We start from the raw sequence: 26,497 nt of genomic DNA, 5'->3' as shown, positions 1-26,497 counted from the left end.
ACCCCCCGGGGCGGCGCCGCCCGCGTCGCCGCCCACCCGCCGCCGCCCCCGCCCGGGGGCCGCGCCCCGCCCGCCCCCCGCGCGCTCGCCCGGGCCGCCGGCCGCGGGCCCGCCCCCCACGGCCCGCAGCAGCCGGCGCAGCGCGCGTTCCGGGGGCACCGCCTCCCGCCGGTCGCTGTGCCCGTGCAGCTCGACGAACAGGCAGCCGTCCGGGTGCTCGCAGCGCAGCGCCCGCGCGGCGCGCACCGCGAGCGCGGTCTTGCCGGCGCCCGCGACCCCGTCCACCGCGGCCACCGCGGGGCCGCCCCGCCCGGTGAGCAGCGCCAGCTCGTCCTCTCGCCCGACGAGCTCCCCGACCTCCGCGGGCAGCTCGTCGGGGACGCGCCGCGCGGAGGGAACCCGCACCCGTCCCTCGTCTCCCGCCTCATCCCGCGGACCGAGGCCCAGGGCCGCGTCGTCACCGCGCAGTACCGCCTGGTGCACGCGCCGGAGCCGGTCGCCCGGCTCCACCCCGAGGTCCTCCACGAGCCGGCGGCGCAGGTGCGAGTACGCGGCCAGCGCGTCGGCCTGGCGGCCGCTCCCGTACAGCGCCCGCATGAGCAGCGAGGCCAGGGCCTCGCTGTGCGGGTGCTTGGGTATCAGGGCGTGCAGCTCGCCGACCGCGTCCACGAACCTGCCGAGCTGGAACTGGCATTCGACCTTCTCCTGGAGAAGGGTGAGTCTGCGCTCCTCCAGCCGCAGGCGTTCCGCCTCCGCGAACGGCCCGGGCAGCCCGGCCAGCGGTTCGCCCTGGAACAGCCCGAGAGCGCCGTCGCAGGCGCTCGCCGCGGCCGCCAGATCGCCGGACCTCCTCGCGGCGGCCGCCTCGTCCGCGGTCTCGTCGAGGCGCATCACGTCGACCGCCGTCCCCCGGCTGACGAAGCGGTAGCCGCCCCGCTCCCGCGCGATCACCGACTCCTGCGCGTCCTCGCCGAGCGTGCCCAGGCAGCGGCGAAGCCGATGGACGTACACCGGCACGATCTTGTCTCCGGAGCCGGGCGGCTCGACGCCCCAGACGCCGTCGAGCAGCTCCCGCCGGCTCACGGTCATGTCCGGGCGCAGCAGGAGCGCGGCCAGGAGGGCCTGCTGCCTGAGCGGGCCGAGGTCGAGCCGGGTCCCGCCGCGCCAGGCCCGGACCGGGCCCAGCACGGTGAATTCGAGCGGGCGGGGGGCCGGGTCCGGCATCGTGCCCGAGGTCATCGCCATCGCCATCATCAGACCGATCTCTTCGAACTGCTGATCAGGGGCGGTCCGCGCGTATGAGGGAGCGTCGCGAACCATGGCATAACTTTGTAATGGGTAGGTTATTCCTATGGGATGACGCGGTGCGGCGATTGGTTCGGACCGTCGGCGTGGCGATCGTCACGTCACCGCGCGGGGCGCGGCCGCCGGCCCCGGCGGAGCGCCGGCCCCCGCGCGACGGCCCCGGCCGTCTCGGCGTCCAGCAGCGCCTGCCCGGCCGAGCGCTCGGCGGCCTCGCGCTCGTCTCCGAGCCCGACCAGCAGATTGATCACATGCGGGCCCAGGACGTGCAGCACGCCGCGGCCCTCCTGGCCGAACACCCCCGTGGTCTCCAGCAGCACGTAGCCGTGGATCATGCACCAGATCTGCCCGGCCACCAGGACCGGGTCGTCCCGGCGGATCCGTCCCGCGTTCATCGCGCGCCGCACCTGCCTGGGAAGCAGGGCGAAGGCGTCGTTCAGCTCGGCGGCGGTCGCCGGGGTGCCCTCGGCGGTGAGGTCGTGCCCGAACGACGGCAGCGCCCCCGGCGAGGCGAGCCCGAACATCAGCCGGTAGCGCTGCGGGCTGGCCGCCGCGAACTCCCGGTAGGCCAGCCCCAGGACCAGCAGGTCGGTCACCGGGTCGTCGGTGTCGGGCACCTGCAGCAGGTGCCGCTCGAAGCGCGCGAACGCCTCCCGGCCGAGCGCCTCGTACATCCCGGTCATGCCGCCGAAGTGCGTGTAGACGGCCATCGTGGACGCCCCGATCTCCGCGGCGAGCCCCCGGGCGTTCAGCGCCTCGGGCCCCCGTTCCTCCAGCAGCCGCATCCCGGCCTCGACCAGCTTCTCGCGCGTCCCCGCCGACGTCTTGGGCATGACAATGTTATAGCGCGCCTGGAACAGTCCAGACTCACCTGAACGGCCATGTCTTTCTGGTGTGGCGGTATCGGCGCTCCCCGCGGGGTCAGGCGGTGCCGGGAACGCCGGCCCGCTCGGTGGGCATGGTCGGGACGACCGTGAGAAAGGCATCGGCGATCTCCTGGTACCCCGCCGCGGTCGCGTGGCCGTCGGCGTCACTGCACTGGTACGTCCACGTGCAGATCCGGGCCACGCCTCGGGGGACGGCGCCGTACGGAGGGGCCGTCACCTCGGTGAGGTCGTGCCCGGCGAAGGCGCCGTTGACGTCCGCGACCCGGAACCCGGCGGCGAGGTAGACGCCGTGCTCGTAGGCGTTGAAGGCGTCGACGACCGGTATGGAGGCGAGGGCGGCGGCCTTGCCGCCCGACACCCAGGACGCCAGGCCGGGGTTGTAGTAGTTCATGGCGGCGTAGGCGGGCCCGCCGCCTCCCGCGAGCCGCACCCGCGTGGTGATCTGCGGCAGGTTGGCGACCAGTGAGCCGACGCCCCGCACCGCGCAACCCGCGTCGACGCTCCCGCCGGGCAGGCAGCCGTTGGTGTCGTTGGCCCCGATGTCGAGAGTGACGTACCGGACGTGGCCGGCGTGCGTCTTCAGAAAGGCCTCGGCGGCCTTCAGTTGGGAGCCCTCCGCGTATCGGCAGATTCCGCCCTGGAGCATCGTCGTGGTGGTCTCCCCGGGACACCCGAGTTTCACCAGTTTCAGCCGGGGATTCCGGGCCTTCAGCGCGGCATGGAGCCGGTCGGTATACCCCTGGCCGGTCGGGCCCGTCCCGGCCTGGACGCCCACGGACAGCGAGTCGCCGAGCGCGAGGTAGTACTCCGGACCGCTCGCCGAGGCGACGGGCCCCACCAGACCCGTCCCCACCACAGCGGCGACCACGACGGCGATCGATCTGACCAGCCCCATCCCCGCTCCAGCGACCTCGGCTTGAGCGCACCCCACCCGGCGCGCGCGTGACCACGCTAACAGACATCAATGTTTATTTGAAGGGAGCCTGGTGCCGTCCGCCGCCGGAGCCGGAACGACCGTCAAGGCTCGGCGAGGCCAGTGATCCTGGTACGGAGGTCGGCGACCAGGGTCGCCGCGTGAGGGCCCGCGGCGTGACGTGCCGAGTCGACGCCGTCCGCGACCGCGGCGAGCGGGTCGGGGTTGGTCGCGCGGTGCAGAGTGAGCAGACCCACGGGTGCTCGCCGCCGTCGAGCTGGGAGCGGCGGGCGCGCAGCTGGGCGTCGGCGGTCAGGGCACGGGCGGCGAGGTCAGTTCCAGAGCACCGAGCAGGCGTTCGACCAGCAACGGCGGCAGCGTGTCGAGCGCCTCACGCACCGGCGATCCGTCCGGGGCGGGCCGGACGCGGAAGTGCGCCCCGCCCGCTGGGTGCGGCCCCGCGCCGTCGGCGACGGTCTTCAGCCGGCCGAGCTCGGCCGCCGGTGCCTCCGGAATCCGACCGACGACCAGCGGCATCGCCGCGGCGATCGGCCCGGCCGCTTCCTCGACCAACGCGTCTGGAAACTCCACCACGACACCTCCGGCGCTCAGGCGTGGAGTGCGGCGGCGAGGCGCTTGGGGGCTGAGAGCCGCCAGGCTTCGGTGACGAGTTCGCGCAGTTCCTCGGAGTCGACGGTGGCCAGCTTGACCTCCACCCATGCGAAGCGCCCGCTGGCCCAGGACGGGGCGAAGGTGCCGGGGTCTTCGGCGACGAGGGCGGCCTGCTCCTCCCGAGTGGCTTTGAGCAGGACGAAGCCTTCGCTCTCGTTGAGGTAGCAGAATCCCTTGCCGCGGACCCGGAAGCCGGTCAGATCCGAGAACGCCTCGCGCTCGGTGACCTCCGGCAAGGCGAGCACCGTACGCAGGAACTCCTCAGCACGCATGCCCGAAGGTGTACCAGCCGGGTAGGACGATTCATCGCCGGAGCTTCATCGGAGAGGCTCGTAGAAGGAGTCGACGGCGGCTTGGCCGGTGTAGTTCGGACCGGCCTGGTCGTCGGCTCCGAGGTAACGGTAGGGGAACCGCACCTGCCCGTACCCGTGGCGGGAGATACGGCGGCGGACGGAGTCGTAGACGAACCCCTGTGCGCGCAACCGGGCCGTGAGGCGACGGCCGGCCGGGGCGCCGTCCTCGCGGCGGACCGAGCGGGCGTCGAAGTTCGCGACGAACCGGCCGTGATCGGTGAGCCACGACGCGGCACGGCGAAGGACGCCGAGCTTGTCGCCCACGTAGTGCAGCCCGTGCACACAGGTGATCAGGTCGAAGCGGCAGTCGGGGACCCATTCGGTCACCGAGCCGCTGACCAGGCGCAGCATCGCGGGGCCGGGGCCCGGGACGAAATGGTCCACGAGGTCGAGACCGGTGATCTCAACCCGTCCGGTCATGCCGCGATCGGTCAGGAGGACGGCCGCCTCGGCGGGCGCCCGTCCGCTCCCGCAGCACAGGTCCAGCCACCGCATGGGCCGCGAGGCCCCGGCGCGGGCGCTGATCTCGGCCAGGACGTCCACGCCGAGTTCTCTGCCGTAACCGTTGGAGCCGCTGAGCGACCGCTCGCGATTCATCGTGCAGTTCGCCACGACCGACGATCTCGCCAGTTCGCCATCATCGAGCAACCGCGTCACACCGGCATTGTGACCCACCGGCGCCCGCCCCGTCCGCGGGCGGACCTCAGCCGCGGCGTCGGTGGGACGTGGCGATGCTCATGTCGTTTCGGGGCTGAGAGCTCTCGCTATCGATCGTCGGGCCGCGATGCGGGCGGGGACGGCCGTGAGCGCGGCCGTCGCGGGCAGGGCGGCGAGCGCGGCGGTGAGCAGCGACCACGTGGGCGGCCACACCGTGTTCGGGGCGCTGAAGGGCAGGCACAGCAAGAGGCCCAGGAGGACGCCCGCGAAGGCGCCGGGCAGGGTCGGCAGCAGCTGCGCCGTGGACAGCCCGGCGGTGATCTGCCCGGGCGTGGCGCCGAGGGTCCGCGCGACGGCCATGGTGTGGCGGGCTTCCTGCGCCGTGGTCCAGGTGACGGTGACGGCGTTGACGGCGGCGAGGACGATCAGCGCGGCGGTGACCCCCAGGATCACGTGGTGCTCCTGGGCGTTCCGCAGATCGTTCGCCATGGAGGAGCCCGGGTAGCCCCATCTGCTCCAGCAGGGCGGCCGCGCGGCGCCGGGCCGCGCGCGGCGAGTGCCCGGCGAGGAGCGCGGGCAGTTCCACGTTCTCCGCCGCGGAAAGCTCCTCCACCAGGTGGAAGGCCTGGAAGACGAAGCCCACCGACCGGCGCCGCAGCCGGGCCAGGGCCCGCTCGCCCAACGCGTCGATCCGCCGCCCGGCCAGCCACGCCTCCCCTCGGGTGGGCCGCTCCAGACCGCCCAGCATGTGCAGGAGTGTGGACTTCCCGCAGCCGCTCGGCCCCGTCACCGCCAGCGCCTGCCCCGCCGGGACGTCCAGGTCGACCTCATCGACCGCCCGGACCAGGCCCCTGTCCGTGCTCCTTGCTGAGGCCGCGGACCCGCAGCACGGCGCCGCACTCGTTCATGCGTCCCCGGATTCGTTCTCGGTTCTCGACCAGACGCGTTCGCAGGCCGCCAGCCAGCGCAGGTCCGCCTGCAGCCGCAGCGCGACCCCTTCGAGCAGCAGGCCGGAGGTCGAGCCGTCCGGCTCGGCCAGCGCCGCGCGCTGCACGTCGCCGAGGCGCCGCAGCAGCTCCCGGCGATGGGCGTCCACCAGCTCCACCGGATCGGCGAGCCGCGCCGCCGCGGCGGCGGCGAGCTTGAGATGGAACTCGGCGAGATTCGGCCTGGGCCAGCTCACCTCGGCCAGCCAGGCGGCCACGCGCCGCTGCCCGTCCGGCGTCAGCGCGTACATCTTGCGGTCCGGCCGGTCCGGCGCCCCGCCCGTCCGTTCGCAGACGACCAGTCCCGCCTTCTCCAGCCGGGCCAGGGTCACGTAGATCTGGCCCGCGTTCATCGACTCGCCGAGCGGCCCGAGCGCCCGCCGCAGCCGCTCGCGCAGGCGGTACCCGTGCGACGGTTCCTTCGCGAGCATCGCCAGCACCGCGTCCTGCACGCATCACCCCTAACGGCTAGCTAATAGATAGCGGTTAGCCGTTGCGAGCGTCAAACGGAGGCCCGCCTGAGGGAGCCTCCTCGGCCGCTACTGGGTCCTCGGGTCGTGCGTGGGATCGGCGTACATCCTTGGGCACCCGCGTCCTGCCGCGTCGGCGCGCAGTTCGTAGTGCCAGGGTTCGTTGGCGTAGACCTGGCACAATCCGTACTGCGCCCCGTGTCTCGACAGCCATTTCGCGGCGTCGGTATGCCCGATGTCGACCGCCTTTCCTTTCACGTGAAGCGATTTCGCCGCCGTGGCCACCCATCGGGCGGCCGCCTCCTCGGATCCGTATTTGGAGACGGCGTCGCGGAGAAGCCGATTCTGGTACGCCGGGGAGCGCCAGCCGCTGTTGACATAGAACGTGGTCCTCTCGCCCGCGGCGTCCGTCGCGGCCCGGCGAAGGGCCTTGAGGAGATCTGGATCCAGCCTGGCCACGGCCGGGAACGCGTCGTTGAAGACCGTCACGCCGTCCGGGACGACGCCGTCGGCCTCACCGATCGCGGCGGGGCGTGCGCGGCGCGTGGGCACCTTGCCGGGCGCGGTTCTCCGGTCACCGCGAGGACCGTCCGGGGATGGGGCGGCGGACGGCGGAAATGACCGGGCAGGGGAGGGCGATGACTTCTGCGACTGATAGCCGAGCGCCGGTGCGATCATGGCTATGGCGACTATCAGGGCGATGCCGATGTACCGGAGAACCGCGCGGGATTCTTTTCGCGTCGAGGGTGGTAGTGATGGCATTCTGCCAGTCAAGGCAGTGAGGCGTTGCCATGCCGTATGGGGTTTTCGATATGCCGACGATATGCGTCGGCGGCTCAGCGTTTCGGGGGGCGGTCCCTCCGGGGCCGAGGCGTCAGAGGAGGTCGGCCACCGCCGCGTGCAGGTCGAGAAGGCCGGGGATCTGTTCGGGCGGGCGTCGGCCCATGCCGCATTCGGTGGCGACGCCGAACGTCTTCACCGCCCCGCGGGCCGCGTCGATCCTCGCGCGGGCGCCTTCGAGTCCGTCCGTGACATGCACGAGCCCGAGGAACAGGGTGGTTTCCGCCGGTAGCGGCAAGGTCGACAGCGGCGCGAAGTACGCCTCGTCGGCGCGGTCGCGTGGCACCGGCATGTGCACCCAGTCCAGGCGCCGCCCGAGGCCCTCGGCGAGGCCCTCGGCGACGGCCGCGAGTTTGGACGTGTCGGCGGGTTCGACGAAATGCTTGTGCTCGAAGTCGCCGTAGCAGAGGTGGTATCCCAGTTCGACCTCGGTCGGCACCGCGTTTCCGAGCCGTACCAGTCGCGTCAGGGTCTCGGTCAGGCGGGACGGATAGTCCGTGCCGTACCAGGCCGGATAGACCCCTTCGAAGACGGCGAACTCGACCGCGGTGTCCCACTGGACGGCCAGGTCCGCGGGCGGGACGACGGCCAGGATCTCCTCCAGCTCGGCCAGCAGCCGGGCCTCGTACGCGACTTCGAGCTCCGCGTGATGCGCACCGATGAACGCGGCGACCACGGCGATCGGTGTCGGCAGGCTGACCTGGAACCGCACGTCCGGCGGGATGACGCCCTCCGCGCGCAGGCGGGTGAAGACCCGCCACGAGTCGAGCGCGGCCGCCGAATACCCGAGCGGACCGAAGGCCACCGACGCCGGGTCGACGCCGGGCTTCGGCTGGACCCGCAGGGAGGGCCCGTACTCCGGGCCGGGAGGCGGCACCGTCTCCAGATCGGGGTGCGCCGAGAGTTTCGCCAACTGCCAGACGACCCAGTTGTCCCGCTCACCCGGTTCGCCGTCCGGGATCCGCCGCACGCGGCCGTTGAGGGTGGTCGCCACCGCGCGGAACACGGTCTCGGAATTGGCCAGCGGCACGCTGCCGCAGAGGTGCACGCTCGATTTCACGGATGTCACTCCAGATGGGGCAGGAGGAGGGTCAGCGAGGGCTTGCGCCGAGGTTGATGGGCAGCGACAGCGGGCCCACGGTGAAGAAGGACGGCGAGTAGGGGATGTCGTCCGGGTCGATCGCCAGGGTGAGGTCCGGCAGCCGCCGGTACAGCGAGGCCAGCGCGAGCCTGCTCTCCAGGCGGGCCAGCGGCGCGCCGATGCAGTACCGGGGGCCATGCCCGAAGCCGAGGCTGTCGCCCTGCTCACGGTCGATGTCGAACCGGTCCGCGCTCTCTCCGTACCGCTCCGGATCGAGGCCGCTCGCCTGGTACACCACGCCGACCGCGCTGCCCTTGGGGATGGCCACGTCCGCGATCACCACGTCGGTGAGCGTGAAGCGGAAGCTGGTCATCATCACCGAGTGGCGGTACCGCAGTGTCTCCTCGACCACGTCGCCCCAGCGGTCCTCGGCCGCGGCCACCGCCAGCTGGTCGGGATGCGCGGACAGCGCGGCGATGGCGTGCCCCAGGAGGTGGACCGTGGTCTCGTGGCCGGCGACCAGCATCAGCCACAGCACGGCGACCAGTTCGTCGGTGGTGAGCCTGTCGTCCCGGTCACGGGCCTGGACCAGGCCGGAGGTGAGGTCGTCACCGGGGTCCAGCCTCTTGCGCTCCGCCAGCTCGTACAGGTACGCCATGAGCGCCTTCTGGGTCTCGAACGCCTCCTCCGGAGGGGTGGTGTGCGCCAGCAGGGCGGCCGTCCACCTGCGCAGCCGGGCCCGTTCCGGCTCCGGCACGCCGAACAGTTCGCAGATCACCGCCATCGGCAGCGCCTCGGTGAAGGCGGGCACCAGGTCGACTCCGTCCCCGGCCGCCACCACGTCGTCCAGCAGCGAGTCGATGAGCTCCTGGATCCGCGGCTCCATCTCCCGCACCCGGCCGGGGGTGAACGCCTTGCCGACCAGGCCCCGCAGCCGCCGGTGATCGTCACCGTCCTTGGTGGACAGGTGGTCGCCCTGGACGATGGCGCGCAGCGGCCAGTCCTCGGGGATCGATCCGTCGTGCAGGGCCGGCCAGTGCTTCGGGTCGCGGGCGAAGGTCCTGTTGTCCCCGGCGAGGATCTCGCGCGCGGCTCTGTGGGTCAGCGCCAGGTAGGCCGGCACGCCGCCGGGGAACGCCACCTCGACCACGGGCGCGATCTCCCGGAGCCGGATGCAGGTGTCGAGCGGGCTCTCGTCGAGAGCAGGGAACGCGGGCAGGCTCATCGTCAACGGATTCCCCTTCGTCTCACACCCGCCGTCAGCGGCCGGGCCCCGAGTATCTCCGGGGCGCGGGTCCACCGGACAGATCCGCAGGCGGATCCTGCCCCGAACCAGAAGTCGGACGGCACGAAAACAGAGGTTCGGCGGGCGCCGTGAGGACTTGACAGCGACCGTGCGGGGACGTTGGGTTACCGGGCATGTGCGGGCTCACAGCGGAGGTAGGCCCATGCAGTTCCACTCCTGGACCACCGACGACACCGACGCCTGGCGCGATCTCAGCGACAGCATCCTGCCGATGGATCACCGCTTCCGGAATCCGGGGAGCTGGCATGCGGACCTCACCGCCCAGGAGAGCGGCGGCTACCGGCTGCTGTACTGGGATCAACGCGGGGATCGGATCGCCGTCCGGACGCCCTCGCACGTCCGCAACGTCCCTGGAGATGAGCAGTACTGGATCGTGATGCCGCGCAGCGGCGTCTACACCGTCAGGCACGGCCGGGACGAGACGCAGGCCCCGCCGGGGCACGCCTCCGTGATGGGCATGGACGAGTCCTGCTGGCTCTCGGTCCCGCAGTCCCAGGCGTACGCGTTCCAGGTCCCGCGCTCCGAACTCGACAACCACATCGGCTCGCCGGCACCGCTGCGGCTCGTCCTCGATCTGAACACCGGCCTCGGCCGTATTCTCAGCAGCCTGATCGAGAGCACGCACGCCGAACAGGACAACCTGTCCGCCCACGAGTTCCACGCGGTGTGCGATCGGATGACCGAGCTGTTCTGCATGATCGCTCTCAGGGACACGCGCCCGCCGGAAGCCCACCTCACCGACGTCGCGCAACTCGTCCGCGAACACGTGCGGAACCATCTCGGCACCGGGAAGCTCCCGCTCACCGCCGTGGCCCGCGCGCTCGGCTGGTCACCGCGCCACCTGCGCAACGCCCTCCACCAGACCGGCACCACCTACCGCGACCTGCGCAACGAGGAAACGCTCCGAGCCGCCCGGGACGCCCTCCAGGACCCGGCCCAAAGCGACATCGGCATCAGCGACATCGCCGCCCGCGCCGGCCTGACGGCCACGTGGTTCTCCTCGGCCTTCAAAAGCCGCTACGGCGAAAGCCCGCGGGAATTCCGCCGCCGCAGACTCGCCGAAATCGCCGCTCAGGAAGGGCTCAGCGACCTCCGGGAGGCGCGGAGTACCGGCAGCGGACCACAACCGGAGCACGCCCGTCGCGGCCGCGCGCTTTAGCGACTCCCTCCTTGGCGCCGGTCACAGGTCGTTGCCGGCGTAGGAGAGGTTGAAGCTCTTGTTGACCAGCGGGAAGTCGGGGACGATCGCGCCGGCGAGCGCGACCGGGAGGGCCGGCCAGTTGAGGAACGACGGGTCGACGATCCGGGCGCGGGTGAGGGTGCCCCCGGGGGCGAGTTCGACGCGGTGGACGATGGTGCCGCGCCATCCTTCGACGATGCCGACACCCGACACGGGCTCGTCCGGCGGGGTGGACGGCGGCCAGTAGGACACCGCGCCGGGGTGCATCCCGAAGGCCAGGTCGTTGATGATCGCGAAAGACGCGGTGATCTCGCGGGCGCGGATCCGGAAGCGGGCCAGCACGTCGCCGGTCGTGGCGGTCGGGACGGTCAGTGCCGGACGCAGGTCGGTGAACGGGTGGTCGCGGCGGGCGTCGGCGTCGATGCCGCAGGCGCGCGCCACGTAGCCGAGGGCGCCCAGGTCGCGGGCGGCCTGCGCGGTCAGGGGCGCGGTTCCGGTGAACCGGTCGGCGATCACGGTGTGGCGGAGCGCCAGCTCGACGAGTTCGGCGATGTCGGCCTCGACGGAGCGCAGCGACCCCGGGGCGGGGACGACGCGCAGGATGGCGCCGCCGAGGACGACTCCGCCGCGCAGCAGCCGGTGGCCGGTGACCAGGGCGTTGAGGCGCAGCAGTTGTTCGCGCACGCGAGCGAACTGGGCGTTGAGGACGGAGTGGCCGACGTCGTTGCAGAGGGCGCCCAGGTCGGTGACGTGGTTGTAGAGGCGTTCCAGTTCGAGCAGGATCGCCCGCATGCGCTGCGCGCCCGGGGAGACCTCCAGGCCGAGGGCGTCTTCGACGGCCAGGCAGAAGGCCAGGGTGTGGCCGACGGTGGTGTCGCCGCTGACGCGTTCGGCGATCGGCACCGCGGCGTCGGGAAGCCGGCTCTGGAAGAGCTTCTCCAGGCCCTTGTGCACGAACCACAGGCGGGCCTTCAGCTTCAGGACGGTCTCGCCGACGACCGAGAACCGGAAGTGGCCGGGTTCGATCAGTCCGGCGTGCACCGGTCCGACCGGGATCTCGTAGACGCCGGGGCCTTCGACCTGGACGAACGGGTAGGGCCCTTCCGGGTCGCCGAACCGGGGCGCCGCTCCGGCGTCGTCGCGCATCGGATACCAGCCGCGGGGCCAGTGGTGGTGGCGGACCAGGCGGCGCGGCAGCGGATGGTCCCTCGGGACGATGCCGTACAGGTCGTGCATCTCGCGTTCGAAGCGCCCCGCGGGGAAGCTGATGCGGGCCAGGCTCGGCAGCACCGGGTCGGACGGGTCGAGCCGGACGTGCAGTTCGGTGCGGCGATCGGGCTCGTCCTCGACGCCCCTGCCCTTGGTGAACAGGTACACCGCGCGCAGGGAGTCGGGGTCCTGGTGCGCGGCGGCGAGGGCCAGCCGGAACCCGTCGTCCAGCAGGGCGGCGGCGCGTCCGGGCAGGTCTTCCGCGTCGAGGTCGGCGGTGGCCCGGTCGGGGCGGGCGGCGGAGGCGCCGGCCGGCGGGTCCGCGGGCGGGTCGGCGGGCACGTCGGGCGGGGGGTTTCCGGACGAGTCCATCAGTGTGCTCCCAGGATGGCGGCCGCGTGGTCCAGAAGGGGGTGCAGCGGCCGGACGGTGACGCCGATCGCGGCGCACGCCACGAGGCCCAGGACGAGAGCCGAGGCGACCGCCGCTGGGGTCCGGGACGGGAAGGTGGCGGCGCCGGGGCCGGTCTTCGGCGCGCCCAGCAGCATCCGCCCGGTCCGGGCGGTCAGGGACGCGGTGACGAGCAGCAGCAGGACCAGCGCGGCGGTGACGGCCCAGCCGAGCCCGGCGGCGAATCCGGCGCGGAAGATGCCGATCTCGCTGGCGAACAGGCTGAACGGCGGGAAGCCCAGCAGCGCGAGGACGGCCGCCCCGAACCCGCCGGCCACCAGCGGGGCGCGGGAGGCGAGCCCGGCGGCGGCGTCGATCCGGCTGCTGCCGACGGCCTGCTGGATCTGCCCGGAGGCCAGGAACGCCGCGGACTTGGCGAGGCCGTGCCCGAGGATGTGCAGCAGCACGGCCGTGACGGCCAGCCGGGAGCCGACCGCGGCGCCGAGCGCGAGCAGACCCATGTGCTCGATGCTGGAGTAGGCGAGCATCCGCTTGTAGTCGCGCTGGGCGAGCAGCAGCAGGGCGGCCAGCGTCAGCGAGGCCAGCGCGACGATGAGCAGCAGCATCCGGGCGAACCCGGCGCCGAGCGCGACATCCGCGATCACTTTCACCCGCAGCACGGCGTAGAAGGCGACCGACAGCAGCACGCCCGACATCAGCGCGGAGACGGGCGCCGGCGCCTGGCTGTGCGCGTCGGGCAGCCAGGCGTGCAGCGGGGCGAGCCCGGCCTTGGCGCCGAAGCCGAGGACGAGCAGCGCGACGGCGATGCGGGTGACGCCGGGGTCCAGCTGCGCGGCGTGCGCGGTGAGCCGCGTCCAGTCCAGCGCGCCGGAGGCGGGCACGTGGGCGTGCCGGGCGGCGAGATGCAGCAGCGCGATGCCGAGGAACGCCAGCGCGATGCCGGTCGAGCAGATCACCACGTACTTCCAGGCGGCCTCGGTGGCGTTGCGGGTGCGGCGGTGGCCGACCAGGAACGCGGTCACGATGGTGGTGGCCTCGACCGCGACCCACAGCACGCCCAGGCTGGCGGCCAGCACCGCCACCGCCATCGCCGCGACGAACGCCTGGGTGAGGACGCCGTACCGGCGAAGGTCGCCTGCCGTGGCGTGCCCGGCGGCCTGTTCGGCGCGCAGGTACGCGGGGCTGGCCAGCATCGCCGGCAGAGCCACCGCGCCGATCACGATCAGCATGAACGCGCTCAGCGCGTCCACGCTCAGCAGCCCGCCGAGGCCGGTGCGCGGCCCGTCCGCGGACCGGACGGCCAGCGCGACGCCCGCGGCGAGCAGCACGGCGGCGGCGACGGCGCCCGACCACGCCGTGCCGCGCCGCCACCCCAGCGCCGCGTAGGCGCCTGCGGCCAGGACCGGCGCCCCGACCGGAACGATCAGCACGAAGGTCATCAGTCCCGCAGCTCCCGTAGATCGTCCAGATCGGTGTCGCCGAACGCGGCCCGGATCCGGGCCGTCAGCAGATGCAGCACCAGCACCGCCAGCAGCACGTCGAGGGAGACGCCGCCCTCCACGATCAGCGGGACGCCCGACGTGGTCAGGAACGCCACGGCGGTGATGCCGTTGTCCACGAGCAGGAACCCGACCACCTGCGACAGCGCGCGCCGCCTGGTCACCAGCACGAAGAAGCCGACGAGGACCACGGTCAGCGCGACCGGCACCGCATGCGCCGCCGGGGAGGGGTCCAGCGCCACCACCGGGCGGGTCACCGCGTAGGCCAGCAGCGCCAGCAGCGCCGCCACCACCAGCGAGGCGGCGACGTTCACCAGCGGCTCGGCCTCCCGGCCGCCGCCGCCCGCGGCCAGGGCGCGCCGCAGCAGCCACGGCAGCACCACGGCGCGCAGCGACCCGACCGCCACCGCGAGGCCGACCACTTCCGCGTCGCTCTCGTGGACGCCCAGTACGGCGACCAGCACGCCCAGCGCCGCCCCCTGGAAGGCGAACAGCCGTACGATCGCGACCAGGTCGCGGCGCCACAGCACCAGGACGCCCGCGAGCAGGAACGCGCCGCATGCCAGGTCCAGGAGCTGGACGTACAGGGTGTCGCTCATGTGCCCACCAGGAAGAAGGAAGCGGCGACGGCCAGCAGGGCCATGACGAAGGAGCCGGCCAGCAGTTCGGGCACCCGGAACATACGCAGCTTGGCCATGAACACCTCGCCGGCGGCCAGCGCGCCGCCCAGCACGGCGACCTTCGCCGCGTACGCCGCCAGCGCGACCGGCAGCATCGTCACCGACGCTCCGGCGATGCCCCAGGGCGCGAACAGGTTGGCGAACAGGCCGAGCAGGAGCGTCAGCCGCATCGCGGACGCCCACTCCACCAGCGCCAGGTCCGGGCCCGCGTACTCCAGCACCATCGCCTCATGGATCATCGTCAGTTCCAGGTGCGTGGCGGGGTTGTCCACCGGGATCCGCCCGGTCTCGGCGATGGTCACCACCGCCAGCGCGATGGCGGCGAGCAGGCTCACCGGGGAGACGACCCGCTGCGGCTCGTCGAGCGTGGAGCTGACGATGGCGCCCAGGTTGGTGGAGCCGACCCGCACCGACAGGGCGAACGTCGCCACCAGGATGGTGGGTTCCGCCAGCGCCATCACGGTCATCCCGCGGCTGGCGCCCATGCCGCCGAACGCGGTGCCGGTGTCCAGGCCGGCCAGCGCGAGCGCGACCGTGCCCAGCGCCAGGAGCGCGGTCACCGCGAAGAGGTCGGCGGCGCCGTCCAGCGGCGACGCCGTGGTCGCGATCGGGATCACCGCGGCGATCACCAGCGCCGTCCCGGCCAGCAGCAGGGGAGCGACCCGGAAGACGGGCCCGGTCCCCTCCGGTGTGATCGGCTGCTTGCGCAGAAGCTTGCGCAGATCCCGCCACGGCTGGAGCACGCCCGGCCCGGCGCGTCCCTCCATCCGGCTCCGCGTCTGCCGCATCAGCCCCACCAGCAGCGGCGCACCCGCCCCCACCAGCACCACCTGCGCCACCGCTCCGGTCGTGCCGGCCACCGTCACGCTCACCGCAGCACCGCGAGAACGAGCAGGACGCCGGTGAAGGCGGAGAAGCCGTATCCGACGTAACGGTGGACGCTGCCGTTGGCCAGTGGCCGGGCCGCCTGTCCCGTCCAGGCCACCGCGGCGAGGACCGGGCGGTACAGCCGATGCTCGATCCGGTCGCCCACCCGGGCCCGGTAGGTGACGCTGTCCACCAGGTACGCCGCTTCGGCGACCGGGGTGACGTCCAGATCGGTCTCGGGCGCCAGCACGTCGTCGAACACCCGTTGCAGCGGCTCCGCGAACGAGGTCGCGGTGTACTCCGTCCGCGCCGGCATCGGCCCCGCGCCGCAGTCCCACGGCCGCGCACGCCGCCGCGCCGGCCGGGAGGAGACGCCGCGCAGCAGGGCGACCAGACCGATCATCACCACCAGCAGCGCACCGGCGATCATCGGCGGGGAGATCGTGCTCGGCAGACCCGCCAGGCGCAGCGCTCCCTGCCCGGTCACCGCTCCGGGCGCGGGGGCCGCCACCGCGACGGCCCGCGACAGCCCCGCGGCCACCGGGCCGGGGACCAGCGCGAGCCCGGCGCAGCAGGCGGCGGCCAGGGCCATTCCGGCCACCATCGACGCGGGGCTCTCGCGGGCCCGCTCCGCCGCGGGCGTGCGCGGCCGGGCCAGGAAACCCGTCCCGAACGCCTTGACGAACGTCGCGATCGCCAGTCCCGCCGACAGGGCCAGCACCGCCACGGCCAGCGGCATCGTGACCGCCGCGAGCGTCCCGCCCGCCGGCAGGGCGTGCACCAGGCTCTGCAGGAGAAGCCACTCGCTGACGAACGCGGTGCCCGGCGGCAGCGCCGACGCCATCAACGCCCCCACACCGAACAGCGCGGTCGTCGCCGGCATGGGCGAACGCAGCCCGCCCAGCGCGTCCAGGTCGCGGCTGCCGGTGGCGCGCAGCACCGACCCGGCCGAAAGGAACAGCAGCGTCTTGAAGCCGGCGTGGTTGACCACGTGCAGCAGCGCGGCGGTCAGGGCCAGCGCCGCGAGACCGCGCGCACCGGAGGAGGCCGACAGGCCGCAGGCCCCGACGCCGATCAGCACCACGCCCATGTTCTCGCAGGTCGAGTACGCCAGCAGCCGCTTCAGGTCGGTGGCCACCGCGGCCTGGAGGATCCCGTACAGCGCCGAGACCGCGCCCGCCGACAGGGCCAGCAGCCACCACCAGGCCGGCCCGCCGCCCAGCAGGTCCAGCCCCACCCGCACGATCCCGTACACGCCCAGATTCACCATCGCCGCGCTCATCAGCGCCGACACGTGGCTCGGCGCCTCGGGATGAGCCCGCGGCAGCCACACGTGCAACGGAACGATGCCCGCCTTGGACGCGAACCCGGCGAACGTCGCCACGAACACCGCGCCGCGAACCGCCGGCGACAGCCCCTCGCCCGCCGCACGCAACCGCGCGAACGTCTCGCCGTGCGCTTCGGCCGCGAACCCGGCCAGCCCGGCGAGGACGGCCACCAGGCCCAGATGCGTCATCACCGCGTACCAGAGCCCGGCCTCGGCCACCGCCGCCCGCCGCCGATGCTCGGCCACCACCAGCAGCAGCGAGGTGAGCGCCATCAACTCCCACGCCACGAGGAACGTGCTCACACTCGCCGCCGCCGGCACCAGCAGCATCGCCGCCACGAACAGCGGCACCATCGCCTGGGTGATCCGGCCGTCCAGCCCGTGGCTCTCGAGCTCGGGACGCGCGTACCCCACTCCGTACACCGCCGCGCACACCGCGACCGCGCCGGTGACCGCCAGGAAGACCCCGCTCAACGGGTCGATCGCCAACCAGACCCCCGCCAGCGGCAGGACGTCCGGCAGCCGCTCTTCCCAGGGGTGGCCGGCCATCGCCGCCACGCCCGCCACGGTCGCGGCGACCCCCGCGGCGCCGGTGCCCGCGCCCACCACCGGACGGCGGACCCGCCGCGACAGCGTGGTCCCCGCGGCGGCGGCGAACGCACTGGATCCCAAAGCCGCTGTGAAGGCGGCGCCCGTCAGGCTCATCGGCCGGTGAGACCCCGCAGCGCCGCCACGACCGCCTCCGGCTCCGGCGGGCATCCGCGGACCTCGACATCGACGGGGACCACGTCGCCCACCGCGCCGACCACCCCGTACGCCTCGGCGAAAACCCCGCAGTTGCGAGCGCAGTCGCCGACGGCCACGACGACCTTCGGTTCCGGCACGGCCTCGTACGTGCGGCGCAGCGCCATCTCCATGTTGCGCGTCACCGGCCCGGTCACCATGAGCGCGTCGGCGTGCCGCGGGGACGCCACCAGCCGCGCCCCGTACCGCTCGGCGTCGTACACCGGTCCGAACGCCGAAGCGATCTCGACCTCGCACCCGTTGCAGGAGCCCGCGTCCACGTGCCGGACCTGCACCGAACCGTCCAGCGCCCTCGCGGACGCCGGTGCGGCGGCCTCAGGACGCTCGGGCGCGTCCTCGGCCACCCGCCCGGTCTTGCGGATCTTGCGCAGCAGATCTTTCACGAGGTTCCTCTGTGTGAGAGCCCGGAGGGCATCGGCCCGCAGAGAGGTTTACCTCCTGCGCAATTGCCAACTTTAGCAACTCCTTAGCATGCGAACGCACGGGCCGGGGGACGAGACCCCGCTCCTGAGCCGGTCGCGGTCGGTGTCCCCCCGGCGCCCGGGCTAGCCGTGCGGGGACTCCTCGGCGCCGACACCCGCCGCGCGCAGGCCGTCCAGCAACTCCGCCTGCCCCGACAGCACCCCGGTCAGGATCGCCCGAGCGACCGCCAGCAGCTCCGCCACCCGGGGACTGGTCAACGAATAGATCACCGTCGACCCCTCCTTGCGCGACACCACCAGGCCGGCCCGCCGCAGCACCGCCAACTGCTGCGACAGATGCGCCGGCTCGATCCCCACCTCGGGCAGCATCTCGGACACGGCATGGTCGCGCTCGCTGAGCAGCTCCAGCACCCGGATCCTGGCCGGATGCCCCAGCGTCTTGAAGAACTCCGCCTTCAACTGGTACAGCGGCGCGCTCACAGTGCCCATCTCCCTTCGCCGGCCTCGGTCCGGCAGCATCATCAGGCGGCCGGATACGGCACGCTTGCCGCACCCCGCCGACGCGCGGCCGTCGGGGCGCCCAAGGTGACCACATTAGCAATTGCTAATGTCAGCAAGACGTTCAGGTCGCCATGGACCGCTGCGCGAGGCCGCCGGCCGACGCCGCCGGGGACGTGCGCGAACGCGGGCCGAGGGGCGGGGCGCCCGGTTCAGGTCACCAGGCCTCGGCGGTAGGCATAGACGACCGCTTGGACGCGGTCGCGCAGGTCGAGCTTGGTGAGAATGCGGGAGACGTACGTCTTGACGGTCTCCTGGCTGAGCACGAGAGTCGCGGCGATCTCGCTGTTGGACATGCCGTCGGCCATGAGGCGCAGCACCTCCATCTCGCGGGGGGTGAGGGCGTCGTCCGCCGGCGTTCCCTCGACGGGACGGATCCGCGCCGCATACCTGCCGACCAGCTGCCGCGTCACCTCGGGGGCCAGCAGCGCGGCGCCGGCCGCGACGGTCCTGATGCCGTGCAGCAACTGCGCCGGCGGGGCGTCCTTGAGCAGGAAGCCGCTCGCCCCCGCGCGCAGCGCCTGGTACACGTACTCGTCCAGGTTGAACGTGGTCACCACGAGCACCTTGACGGGGTCGGCCACCCCGGCACCGGCCAGCATGCGGGTCGCCTCGATGCCGTCGAGGACCGGCATCCGGACGTCCATCACCACCATGTCCGGGACGAGCCGGCGGGCGAGGTCGACGGCGGCGCGGCCGTCGCCGCACTCGCCCACCACCTCAAGGTCGGGCTGCGCGTCGATGATGGTCGCGAACCCGGTGCGGATCAGCGCCTGGTCGTCGGCGACCAGGACCCGGACCGGCGTGCTCACGAAGGACTCCCCGAAGGGATGCGGGCCCGCACGACGAAGCCGCCGTCCGGCCGCGGGTCCGCGGTGAAGTCGCCGCCGAGGGCGCCGACCCGGTCGCGGAGCCCGGCGAGCCCCCGCCCGCTCCCGCCCGGGGGCGCGGCCGGCGCCCCGGAAGGGTCGGTGCCGACCTCCACGCTGATCTCCTTGTCGCGGTAGTGCACCCGGACCACGGTACGGCTGCCGCGGGCGTACTTGAGGGCGTTCGTCAGGGACTCCTGAACGACCCGGTAGGCCACGACCTCGGCGCTGCCGGACGTCTCCGCCGGCTCGCCCGCCGCGGTGAACTCGATCGGCTGCCCGGCTCGGCGCGTCTGCTCCACGAGCGCGGGAAGCTCCCCGACGGACGGCATCCTGGCGTCCGTCCCGTGGTCGGGGTTGAGCAGGTCGAGCAGATGCCGCAGGTCGGCGATGGCCCGCCTGCCGGTGTCGCTGACGGCGCTCAGCGTCTCGTCGAGGCGGTCGGGGGCGGCGGTCAGGTACTTCGCCGCCTCCACCTGGACGACCATCGCCGTCACGTGGTGGGTCACGACGTCGTGGAGCTCGCGGGCGATGCGGGTGCGTTCGGCCGCGCGGGTGGCCTCGGCGACGCGGCGGCGGCGTTCCGACTCGACGGCCCGGGTGGAGCGCAGCCACGCCCCGACGCCCCACGCGAAGACGGCCCCCAGGTAGAACGTGACGAAGCCGTCCAGGCCTTCGGGGGAGCCGATCCGGTCGAGCGCCACCGCCAGCGGCACGTACGCCGCGGAGAGGCCGGCCGCGACGGCGTACCGGCGGCGCTCCAGGTGGGCGCCCGCGCTCACCAGCGCGAACGCCAGGGCGCTGCCCGCGAACAGGTGGTAGGCGCGGAGCTGGTCGGCGGCGAACCCGAGCGACACGAGGACGACGCTGACGGCCGGCCAGCGCCGGCGCACGGCGAGCGGGAGGCAGGTCAGGAGCATCACCGGGACGGCCAGCGCGTCGAACGGGCGGGCCGGGAGATCGCCGACCTGCGTCCCGTGGGCCTGGAGGGCCGGGACGAACGACCCGGCCGCCAGCAGCAGCGGGAACGGGAGGTCCCGCGCCGTGACGTCCAGCCGCCGCCACAGGTCCCGGCCCCGCCGGATGTCGATCACTGGGCGAGCGTAGCGGCGGCGGGGGCCCGGGAGGCCCGGTTCCGGCGGACGATGGTGCCGCGCCGGCGCGCCAGCCACATGAACACGATCGTCAGGACCGCTCCCGCGCCGACCGCGTACAGGCTCCCCTCCGGGCCGAACTCGCCGCCGCTGAGGAGGGTCGGGCCCGAGGTCGCGCCGTCGAGCAGCCCGTCCGGGGCGTCCTTGCCGGAGACGTCGGTGCCGAAGATCCCGGCCCCGGCGAAGTTCCAGGCGAAGTGCAGGCCGATCGGCACCCAGAGGTTGCGGGTGGCCACGTAGGCGGCGGCGAGCATGCCGCCGGCCTCGATGGCGATGGCGAGCGCGCTCCACAGATCGGCGTTCGGGTTGGGCAGGTGCATCAGGCCGAACGCCAGGCCGGTCAGCGCCAGCGCCGCCCAGGTGCCGGTGCGCTCCTCGATGATCCGGAACAGGACGCCGCGGAACATCACCTCCTCGGACACCGCCGCGGCGGCCATGAAGCCGAGCAGAGCGACCGGGCCGGTCGCCGAGCCGAACCCGTCGATCCGGTAGTGGCCGAGGAACGCGATGTTCACGATGACGGCGCCGAACATCGCGAAACCGATCAGCATCCCGCGGGTGAGGGCGCCGGCGGCGCCCTTCAACGCCAGCTCGTCCGGTTCGCGGCGCTCGGTCCGCCGCACCACCCAGCGGTACGTGTACAGGCTGACCAGCGCGGCCGAGGCGCCGAGGACGAGCGTGAGGGCCGGGTTCCACAGCACGCCGTTGACGCCCGCGCCGCCGGCGGCGGCGACCACCACGACGACCACGAGCTGCTTCAGCAGTCGCATGTTGACTCCTTCAGGGGGTTCCGCGGCCATCGCGCCGCGGCGTCGCCCGAAACGCTAGGGATCCGCCCCCTGCCGGATCTTCACCGTGCGGTGGACACCTGCGGGTAGCTCGCACGGGGGACAAGCGCCGCCGAACGCCGGGGCGGTCGCGACGTGGACGCGGCCCGCGTCAGCGGACGTCGTCCTTATGTAAAGGTCATCGATGTTCCCGCGGACGCCGCTGTTTCTGAAATCACGTGATCGTTTTGAGTGCCGACAAAATGCGTTCGCTTTGCGCCGACCATCTGGGGCAGCATGGATGCGCGGCGGCGTGGAGGGCGGGGTGGCAGTGCTACGAGGTGGGTCCAGAGGCGGCAAGTCGGCCCGGCAACGCGCGGTTCTGCTGGCCCTGCGCTTTTACGGCGATGTACTGCGCCGCCAGTGGCGCATCTCGCTTCCGGCGCTGACTTTGCCCGCGCTGGGCAATACCTGCCTGTTCTACCTGACCCCCCTGATGGTGGCCGCCCTGGTGGGCCACCTGGCCGAAGGCGGGGAAAGCGATCTCGCCGCCCTCCTGCCCTACGTCCTCGGATTCGCCGGCCTGATGTTCGCGGGCGAGGCGCTGTGGAGGGTGGGGCTGCACTTCCTCAACCGGACGAACAGCCGGGGCATCGAATGGCTGGCCAACGCCGGCATGGACGAGTTGCTCGCCAAAGACGCCGCGTTTTTCCATGACAACTTCGCCGGGTCGCTGACCAAACGGATACTGAGCTTCTGCGGCGGTTTCGAAAATTTCGCCGACACCCTCACTTTCTCGGTCGTGGCCAACGTGATCCCGTTGTCCTTCGCCTCGGTGATCCTCTGGCGGTATCACCCGCTCCTGGTCGTCGTCCTCCTGGGTCTCATCGTCTTCACCGGCTTCCTCGTCGTCCCGTTCATCCGCCGCAGGCAGGCGCTGGTGGACAGGCGCGAGGCGGCGAAGGTGAGGGTCTCAGGCCACATCGCCGACGTGCTGACCAACATGGAGACGGTCCGTGCGTTCGCCGCCGAGGAGCGGGAGGCCGTCGAGTTCCGCGGCCGGGTCGCCGAGCAGAACCGCCTGGCACTGCGCTCCTGGGACTACGCCAACCTGCGGGTCGACACGATCGTCGCTCCGATGTCGATCCTGACCAGCGCCCTGGGGCTGCTCGTCGCGGTGGCGCTCCGCGGCGGCCTCGGGGTGGAGGCCATCGTGGTGACGTTCTCCTACTACACCAACGCGACGCGGATCATGTTCGAGTTCAACCAGATCTACCGGCGGATGGAGAGCACGCTCACCGAGAGCGCCCAGTTCACCGAGCTGCTCCTGACGCCGCCGACCGTCGTGGACCCGCCCGACCCGCAGCCGCTGCGTCCGGTCGACGCCTCGGTCCGCTTCGAGCGGGTGCGCTTCGCCCACGGCGGCGGCGCGCCCCTGTTCGAGGGCCTGGATCTGGAGATCCCCAGCGGCGCCAAGATCGGCTTGGTGGGCCGGTCCGGCGGTGGCAAGACCACCCTCTCCCGGCTGCTGCTGCGCCTCATGGACGTCGACGGCGGCCGCATCCTCATCGGCGGCCAGGACATCGCGCGGCTGCGCCAGCGCGATCTGCGCGACATGATCGCGTACGTCCCCCAGGAGCCCGCGATGTTCCACCGGTCGGTGCGCGAGAACATCGCCTTCGCCCGGCCGGGCGCCACCGAGACCGAGATCCTCCGAGCCGCGCGGGCGGCGCACGTCACCGAGTTCGTCGAGAGCCTTCCGGACGGGTTCGACACGCTGGTCGGCGAGCGGGGCGTCAAGCTCTCCGGCGGCCAGCGGCAGCGCATCGCCCTCGCCCGCGCCATCCTGCGAGACACCCCGATCCTCCTCCTGGACGAGGCGACCAGTGCGCTGGACTCCGAAAGCGAACTCCTCATCCAGGAAGCCCTGTGGCACCTGATGCGCGACCGCACCGCACTGGTCGTCGCACACCGTCTGAGCACGGTCGTCCGCATGGACCGCCTGGTCGTGCTCGACCGCGGCCGCGTCCTCGAAGAGGGGTCCCACCGGGAACTCCTCCAGTCCGAGGGCGCTTACGCCCGCCTCTGGCACCACCAGTCCGGCGGCTTCCTCACCGCCGAAGCCACCCCGGAGACCTTGCCCGCAGCCCACCGAGACCAGAACTCCCAACCGGTGACCGGCTGAGCGGGACCGTCCCGGCGATTGACCTTGGAGTCGACGCGCGGGCCTAGCCGGTCTCCTCGACGCCGAGCGCTTGCACGATTCCCTTGGCCACCATCGTGATGATCCCGGGGTAGTAGAAGACGACCGCGATCACGATGCTGAGCACGATGAACTGAACGAACCGCGTGATCTCCCGGGTGAACAGGAAGAACAGGGCCACGATCCCGATGATGACCAGGAACAGCGGCCCGAAGATATTGCGCAGCCAGTCGGCGAGCTGCTGGGTGTTCGGGTCGTTCGGCCCGGCCAGTACCACGGCCGCCTTCACGCCTTGCATCATGTCGTCTCTGCTCCCTGCCCGGCTCCTGTGATCGCTACCATCTCACGCGGCCAGGGGTCCCACCGCGCAACCGGGTCCGCGTTGACCTCGGTGCTCGACGGGGCCTCGCCGCACGGCCGCCAGGCGGGGTCTCGAGCCGCGATCGGGTGCTCATGATGACGCGTTCGCTCGCGTCCCCGGCGACCGTGCCGAGCGGCGGTGGCGCCTACCGCGCCCGCACCATCGGGTCGTTTCGCCACCGTCGAGCCATTGTCCGATCCTCTCGCGTGTCCCGGACCCATTGTGCGCCGTTGGCCGTTTCCGGCAAAGCGCTTCGGGGCCCGGCGTCGGCGGCCGGTCGTACGTCGCATCATGTCGGCACGTGAACCGGATGAGGTCCACCCATCAGTCGGTAACACTAGTCCCGATCGGCGCGGATCTGCTCGGCCAAATCCGCCACAGGGCGGTTCATCCCCGGCACGCTGCGGCGATGCCCGCCACATCATCGAACGCCCGCCCGCCAGAAGAACCTGTGGAGGACGAGACGGCAGTCGGTAGGGTCATGTGATCATGATCTTTGGCCCGGCCGTCGACGTTCGTCCGCTGTTCCCGCGCGAGCGGCAGGCCCTGCTCGGCCTGCTCCGCACCCTGAGCCCGGCCGAGTGGGCCACGCCCACCGTCTGTCCCGGCTGGGACGTGCACGACGTCGTCGCTCACGTGCTCAACGACTACATGCGGCGCCTGTCGGGCAGCCGCGACGGGTACGGCGGCGCGATATTCGCCGATGACGAGACGCTTCCTTCCTACCTGGCACGCACCAACGAGGAGTTCGTCAGGGCGTCCCGCCAGCTCAGTCCCCAACTGCTGATCGAACTGCTGGATCACCTGGGGCCGCGTCTCGACGCCGTATGGGCGGCGCAAGACCTCCAGGCCCCCGCCGACCTGAACGTCTCCTGGGCCGCCACAGACATCGACAGCCCCGCCTGGCTGGACATCGGACGCGACTTCACCGAGTTCTGGGTCCACCAGCAGCAGGTGCGCGACGCCGTCTCCGTCCCGGGCGCCGAAGAACCCGACCTCATGGCCCCGGTCCTGGACGTCTTCGCGCGCGGCCTGCCGCACGCCTTGCGGATGCACGACCGTCCCGAAGGCCACACCGCTCGGCTGGAAGTGCTCGGCCCGGCAGGCGGCCGGTGGGACGCGGTCCGGCAGGACGGACGATGGCAGATGGCTCGGCCCCACGGGGAGCCGACCGCATGCGTCGTGATGGACCAGGACACCTTCTGGCGCCTGGCGACCAGAGGCATCACCGTGGAGGAGGCCCGTCAGCGATCGACGACGAGCGGCGACGCGGAACTCACCCAGGCCATCACAGCCCTCCTCGCCGTCGTCGCCTGACCCCAGCGCCACGCCGCTCGACAGCGAGGACGATGGCCCAGCCACCGGGCTGGACCATCGCTGGTGGGGCGTGTCAGCGCCCGGCTGCGTCGAGCAGACGGGCGGTGATCGCTGCCGGGCCGGACTTGGTCTCGGGCGTGACGGTGACCTCCGCACCCCTGTAGACCAACGTCACGGGCTCGTTGGACGCTTCGGCCTCTTCGAGCGCGTCGTGCGCGACATCGTCGAGGTGCACTTTCGGGTCATCCGGCACTTCGATTCGTTTCGGCATATGCCTTCCGTCCTCCATCTGGTTTTCCGTGGCGCCCTTTCTGATGTTCCGGGCGCGCTCCGCGGTTGACCGTCCGAGCCGGGCGGGAGGGGGCAAGGTACTCACGAGGCGGTTGCGCCGCACGTGCATGCTGCTCCGCCACCGCGGCCGCCTGCGGACCCGGGGGGCAAGGCCCTGAATATGGTGGGCGTGTGGCCTTCGAGGAGCGGTTGGAAGCGCACCGGGTCGACCTGACCGGCTTCTGCTATCGCATGCTCGCCTGCGCCGCCGAGGCCGAGGACGCCGTTCAGGAGACCCTGTTCCGCGCCTGGAAGAACGCCGATCGCTTCGATGAGAGCAGAGCCGGTCTGCGCACCTGGCTGCACAGGATCGCCACCAACGTCTGCCTCGACATGACCCGTAGCGTCCAGCGGCGCGCGCTCGCGATGGATCTCGGCCCGTCCTCACCCGCCGGCGCTTCCCTCGGCGCGCCGTTGGGAGCCGCTGCCTTCGTGCGACCGATCCCCGACCGGCTCGCGCTGCCCTCTGACGGCGATCCGGCCGAGCTGGCCGCGGGCCGCGAGACGATCCGGCTGGCGTTCGTCGCCGCCCTGCAAGTTCTGCCGCCGCGCCAGCGGGCCGTCCTCATCCTGCGTGAGGTGCTCTGCTGGTCGGCGGAGGAGGTGGCCGGGCTGCTCGACAGCAGCCCCGCCGCGGTCAACAGTGCCCTGCAGCGAGCGCGTGCAGCCATGTCCGCGCGTCGCACGCCGGGCGGGAGCGGCGAGATCGACGAGGACCTGCTCGGACGGTACGTCAAAGCGTTCACCTCCTACGACGTCGACGGCCTGGTGTCGCTCCTCCGCGAGGACGCCACCATGTCGATGCCGCCGTTCGCCTGGTGGCTCAAGGGCCGGGAGGCGATCCGGGCCGCCCTGGCGGGTGCGGCCGGTGCCTGCGCCGATGACCGGCTGATCCGCACGGCGGCCAACGGATCGCCGGCGTTCGCGCAGTACCGGGACGGGAAGGCGTTCGGCCTGGCCGTCATCGACTTTCGCGACGGACTGATCACCAGCACGACGACCTACCTGGATCCGTCCCTGTTCGCGTTGTTCGGATTGCCGATGACTCCTGAGCCGCCGTCCCGTATGTAGT

28 protein-coding genes and 1 pseudogene are annotated in these 26,497 nt (G+C 72.4%); 4 read left to right on the top strand and 25 right to left on the bottom strand.

Annotation, left to right across the window (positions count from 1 at the left end):
- The 13 genes and pseudogenes from AB0K37_RS12740 to AB0K37_RS12680 all read right to left on the bottom strand — a co-directional run.
- Positions 1-1,320: AfsR/SARP family transcriptional regulator (locus AB0K37_RS12740; protein WP_363979075.1), on the bottom strand; the 1,320-nt coding region annotated here is incomplete at its 3' end.
- A gap of 86 nt (positions 1,321-1,406) precedes the next feature.
- The gene (locus tag AB0K37_RS12735) at positions 1,407-2,135 is read right to left on the bottom strand and encodes a TetR/AcrR family transcriptional regulator (RefSeq protein ID WP_363979072.1); all 729 of its coding nucleotides are present in this window, start codon (positions 2,133-2,135) and stop codon (positions 1,407-1,409) included.
- A gap of 88 nt (positions 2,136-2,223) precedes the next feature.
- A complete protein-coding gene (locus tag AB0K37_RS12730) occupies positions 2,224-3,084 on the bottom strand; it encodes an SGNH/GDSL hydrolase family protein (RefSeq protein ID WP_363979069.1) in 861 nt (286 codons plus the stop codon).
- A 122-nt stretch (positions 3,085-3,206) separates the two neighbouring features.
- On the bottom strand, positions 3,207-3,359 hold the full coding sequence (locus AB0K37_RS12725) for a hypothetical protein (RefSeq protein WP_363979066.1): 153 nt from the start codon (positions 3,357-3,359) through the stop codon (positions 3,207-3,209).
- Between the two features lie 55 nt (positions 3,360-3,414).
- Positions 3,415-3,696, bottom strand: coding sequence for a hypothetical protein (locus AB0K37_RS12720; RefSeq protein WP_363979063.1), 282 nt, complete (start codon positions 3,694-3,696; stop codon positions 3,415-3,417).
- A 14-nt stretch (positions 3,697-3,710) separates the two neighbouring features.
- Positions 3,711-4,046 (bottom strand): MmcQ/YjbR family DNA-binding protein, encoded by a 336-nt coding sequence (locus AB0K37_RS12715; RefSeq protein WP_363979060.1) that lies wholly within the window; start codon positions 4,044-4,046, stop codon positions 3,711-3,713.
- Between the two features lie 45 nt (positions 4,047-4,091).
- A complete protein-coding gene (locus AB0K37_RS12710) occupies positions 4,092-4,784 on the bottom strand; it encodes a methyltransferase domain-containing protein (protein WP_363979057.1) in 693 nt (230 codons plus the stop codon).
- A gap of 78 nt (positions 4,785-4,862) precedes the next feature.
- Positions 4,863-5,273, bottom strand: coding sequence for an FtsX-like permease family protein (locus AB0K37_RS12705; RefSeq protein ID WP_363979054.1), 411 nt, complete (start codon positions 5,271-5,273; stop codon positions 4,863-4,865).
- Between the two features lie 64 nt (positions 5,274-5,337).
- Positions 5,338-5,574: pseudogene (locus tag AB0K37_RS12700) on the bottom strand (ATP-binding cassette domain-containing protein); the annotation flags it as partial.
- A gap of 114 nt (positions 5,575-5,688) precedes the next feature.
- Complete coding sequence (locus AB0K37_RS12695) at positions 5,689-6,222, bottom strand: PadR family transcriptional regulator (RefSeq protein WP_363979051.1); 534 nt, start codon at positions 6,220-6,222, stop codon at positions 5,689-5,691.
- Between the two features lie 87 nt (positions 6,223-6,309).
- Positions 6,310-6,918, bottom strand: a complete 609-nt coding sequence (locus AB0K37_RS12690; protein ID WP_363979048.1) for a M15 family metallopeptidase — start codon at positions 6,916-6,918, stop codon at positions 6,310-6,312.
- Positions 6,919-7,114: 196 nt separating this feature from the next.
- Entirely contained in the window at positions 7,115-8,140 is a 1,026-nt protein-coding gene (locus tag AB0K37_RS12685; RefSeq protein ID WP_363979046.1) for a hypothetical protein, read from the bottom strand.
- Positions 8,141-8,171: 31 nt separating this feature from the next.
- Entirely contained in the window at positions 8,172-9,386 is a 1,215-nt protein-coding gene (locus AB0K37_RS12680; protein WP_363979090.1) for a cytochrome P450, read from the bottom strand.
- A 223-nt stretch (positions 9,387-9,609) separates the two neighbouring features.
- Between AB0K37_RS12680 and AB0K37_RS12675 the strand changes: the two genes are divergently transcribed.
- Positions 9,610-10,626: an AraC family transcriptional regulator gene (locus AB0K37_RS12675; protein ID WP_363979043.1), complete on the top strand. Its 1,017-nt coding sequence runs from the start codon at positions 9,610-9,612 to the stop codon at positions 10,624-10,626.
- Between the two features lie 21 nt (positions 10,627-10,647).
- On the opposite strand, the gene AB0K37_RS12670 is transcribed toward AB0K37_RS12675, so the two are convergent.
- The 10 genes from AB0K37_RS12670 to AB0K37_RS12625 all read right to left on the bottom strand — a co-directional run bounded on the left by AB0K37_RS12670 (position 10,648) and on the right by AB0K37_RS12625 (position 21,217).
- Complete coding sequence (locus AB0K37_RS12670; RefSeq protein WP_363979040.1) at positions 10,648-12,228, bottom strand: NADH-quinone oxidoreductase subunit C; 1,581 nt, start codon at positions 12,226-12,228, stop codon at positions 10,648-10,650.
- A complete protein-coding gene (locus tag AB0K37_RS12665) occupies positions 12,228-13,706 on the bottom strand; it encodes a proton-conducting transporter membrane subunit (protein ID WP_363979037.1) in 1,479 nt (492 codons plus the stop codon). The genes AB0K37_RS12670 and AB0K37_RS12665 overlap by 1 nt, the downstream gene beginning before the upstream one ends.
- Positions 13,706-14,365, bottom strand: a complete 660-nt coding sequence (locus tag AB0K37_RS12660) for a hypothetical protein (protein WP_363979034.1) — start codon at positions 14,363-14,365, stop codon at positions 13,706-13,708. The genes AB0K37_RS12665 and AB0K37_RS12660 overlap by 1 nt, the downstream gene beginning before the upstream one ends.
- Positions 14,362-15,318 (bottom strand): respiratory chain complex I subunit 1 family protein, encoded by a 957-nt coding sequence (locus AB0K37_RS12655; RefSeq protein WP_363979031.1) that lies wholly within the window; start codon positions 15,316-15,318, stop codon positions 14,362-14,364. Before AB0K37_RS12655 ends, AB0K37_RS12660 begins: the two co-directional genes overlap by 4 nt.
- Positions 15,315-17,312 (bottom strand): proton-conducting transporter membrane subunit, encoded by a 1,998-nt coding sequence (locus AB0K37_RS12650; RefSeq protein WP_363979028.1) that lies wholly within the window; start codon positions 17,310-17,312, stop codon positions 15,315-15,317. Before AB0K37_RS12650 ends, AB0K37_RS12655 begins: the two co-directional genes overlap by 4 nt.
- Before the next feature lie 29 nt (positions 17,313-17,341).
- Positions 17,342-17,827, bottom strand: a complete 486-nt coding sequence (nuoB, locus tag AB0K37_RS12645; protein WP_363979025.1) for an NADH-quinone oxidoreductase subunit NuoB — start codon at positions 17,825-17,827, stop codon at positions 17,342-17,344.
- A 162-nt stretch (positions 17,828-17,989) separates the two neighbouring features.
- The gene (locus AB0K37_RS12640; RefSeq protein ID WP_363979087.1) at positions 17,990-18,346 is read right to left on the bottom strand and encodes a metalloregulator ArsR/SmtB family transcription factor; all 357 of its coding nucleotides are present in this window, start codon (positions 18,344-18,346) and stop codon (positions 17,990-17,992) included.
- A 230-nt stretch (positions 18,347-18,576) separates the two neighbouring features.
- Positions 18,577-19,236, bottom strand: coding sequence for a response regulator transcription factor (locus tag AB0K37_RS12635; protein WP_363979022.1), 660 nt, complete (start codon positions 19,234-19,236; stop codon positions 18,577-18,579).
- Positions 19,233-20,387, bottom strand: coding sequence for a histidine kinase (locus AB0K37_RS12630; RefSeq protein ID WP_363979019.1), 1,155 nt, complete (start codon positions 20,385-20,387; stop codon positions 19,233-19,235). The genes AB0K37_RS12635 and AB0K37_RS12630 overlap by 4 nt, the downstream gene beginning before the upstream one ends.
- On the bottom strand, positions 20,384-21,217 hold the full coding sequence (locus AB0K37_RS12625; RefSeq protein ID WP_363979016.1) for a CPBP family intramembrane glutamic endopeptidase: 834 nt from the start codon (positions 21,215-21,217) through the stop codon (positions 20,384-20,386). Before AB0K37_RS12625 ends, AB0K37_RS12630 begins: the two co-directional genes overlap by 4 nt.
- Positions 21,218-21,419: 202 nt before the next feature.
- Between AB0K37_RS12625 and AB0K37_RS12620 the strand changes: the two genes are divergently transcribed.
- Positions 21,420-23,399 (top strand): ABC transporter ATP-binding protein, encoded by a 1,980-nt coding sequence (locus AB0K37_RS12620; RefSeq protein WP_363979012.1) that lies wholly within the window; start codon positions 21,420-21,422, stop codon positions 23,397-23,399.
- Between the two features lie 43 nt (positions 23,400-23,442).
- Here the strand turns inward: AB0K37_RS12620 and AB0K37_RS12615 are convergent, their stop codons facing one another.
- Positions 23,443-23,715 carry a hypothetical protein gene (locus AB0K37_RS12615; protein WP_363979084.1) on the bottom strand — a complete coding sequence of 91 codons (273 nt, stop codon included), beginning with the start codon at positions 23,713-23,715 and terminating at the stop codon, positions 23,443-23,445.
- Between the two features lie 552 nt (positions 23,716-24,267).
- Here AB0K37_RS12615 and AB0K37_RS12610 point away from each other — a divergent pair.
- Complete coding sequence (locus AB0K37_RS12610) at positions 24,268-25,095, top strand: maleylpyruvate isomerase family mycothiol-dependent enzyme (RefSeq protein ID WP_363979009.1); 828 nt, start codon at positions 24,268-24,270, stop codon at positions 25,093-25,095.
- A gap of 73 nt (positions 25,096-25,168) precedes the next feature.
- Here the strand turns inward: AB0K37_RS12610 and AB0K37_RS12605 are convergent, their stop codons facing one another.
- Positions 25,169-25,495, bottom strand: a complete 327-nt coding sequence (locus AB0K37_RS12605) for a hypothetical protein (protein WP_363979006.1) — start codon at positions 25,493-25,495, stop codon at positions 25,169-25,171.
- 62 nt (positions 25,496-25,557) lie between these two features.
- On the opposite strand from AB0K37_RS12605, the gene AB0K37_RS12600 reads away from it, so the two are divergent.
- Positions 25,558-26,496 (top strand): RNA polymerase subunit sigma-70, encoded by a 939-nt coding sequence (locus AB0K37_RS12600; RefSeq protein ID WP_363979003.1) that lies wholly within the window; start codon positions 25,558-25,560, stop codon positions 26,494-26,496.
- The last annotated feature ends 1 nt before the right edge of the window (position 26,497 follow it).

The organism is Actinomadura sp. NPDC049753 (assembly GCF_040674655.1).
Classification (GTDB): domain Bacteria; phylum Actinomycetota; class Actinomycetes; order Streptosporangiales; family Streptosporangiaceae; genus Spirillospora; species Spirillospora verrucosospora.
Note: the sequence above shows the minus strand (reverse complement) of the source record. Positions and strands in the feature narration are given on the sequence as shown.

Excerpts from the sequence above, each read along its gene's own strand:
- AB0K37_RS12735 (WP_363979072.1), bottom strand. The coding sequence starts at position 2,135 with ATGCCCAAGACGTCGGCGGGGACGCGCGAGAAGCTGGTCGAGGCCGGG.
- AB0K37_RS12730 (WP_363979069.1), bottom strand. The coding sequence starts at position 3,084 with ATGGGGCTGGTCAGATCGATCGCCGTCGTGGTCGCCGCTGTGGTGGGG.
- AB0K37_RS12715 (WP_363979060.1), bottom strand. The coding sequence starts at position 4,046 with ATGCGTGCTGAGGAGTTCCTGCGTACGGTGCTCGCCTTGCCGGAGGTC.
- AB0K37_RS12705 (WP_363979054.1), bottom strand. The coding sequence starts at position 5,273 with ATGGCGAACGATCTGCGGAACGCCCAGGAGCACCACGTGATCCTGGGG.
- AB0K37_RS12690 (WP_363979048.1), bottom strand. The coding sequence starts at position 6,918 with ATGATCGCACCGGCGCTCGGCTATCAGTCGCAGAAGTCATCGCCCTCC.
- AB0K37_RS12680 (WP_363979090.1), bottom strand. The coding sequence starts at position 9,386 with ATGAGCCTGCCCGCGTTCCCTGCTCTCGACGAGAGCCCGCTCGACACC.
- AB0K37_RS12675 (WP_363979043.1), top strand. The coding sequence starts at position 9,610 with ATGCAGTTCCACTCCTGGACCACCGACGACACCGACGCCTGGCGCGAT.
- AB0K37_RS12670 (WP_363979040.1), bottom strand. The coding sequence starts at position 12,228 with ATGGACTCGTCCGGAAACCCCCCGCCCGACGTGCCCGCCGACCCGCCC.
- AB0K37_RS12665 (WP_363979037.1), bottom strand. The coding sequence starts at position 13,706 with ATGACCTTCGTGCTGATCGTTCCGGTCGGGGCGCCGGTCCTGGCCGCA.
- AB0K37_RS12660 (WP_363979034.1), bottom strand. The coding sequence starts at position 14,365 with ATGAGCGACACCCTGTACGTCCAGCTCCTGGACCTGGCATGCGGCGCG.
- AB0K37_RS12625 (WP_363979016.1), bottom strand. The coding sequence starts at position 21,217 with ATGCGACTGCTGAAGCAGCTCGTGGTCGTCGTGGTGGTCGCCGCCGCC.
- AB0K37_RS12620 (WP_363979012.1), top strand. The coding sequence starts at position 21,420 with ATGTTCCCGCGGACGCCGCTGTTTCTGAAATCACGTGATCGTTTTGAG.
- AB0K37_RS12615 (WP_363979084.1), bottom strand. The coding sequence starts at position 23,715 with ATGCAAGGCGTGAAGGCGGCCGTGGTACTGGCCGGGCCGAACGACCCG.
- AB0K37_RS12610 (WP_363979009.1), top strand. The coding sequence starts at position 24,268 with ATGATCTTTGGCCCGGCCGTCGACGTTCGTCCGCTGTTCCCGCGCGAG.
- AB0K37_RS12605 (WP_363979006.1), bottom strand. The coding sequence starts at position 25,495 with ATGCACGTGCGGCGCAACCGCCTCGTGAGTACCTTGCCCCCTCCCGCC.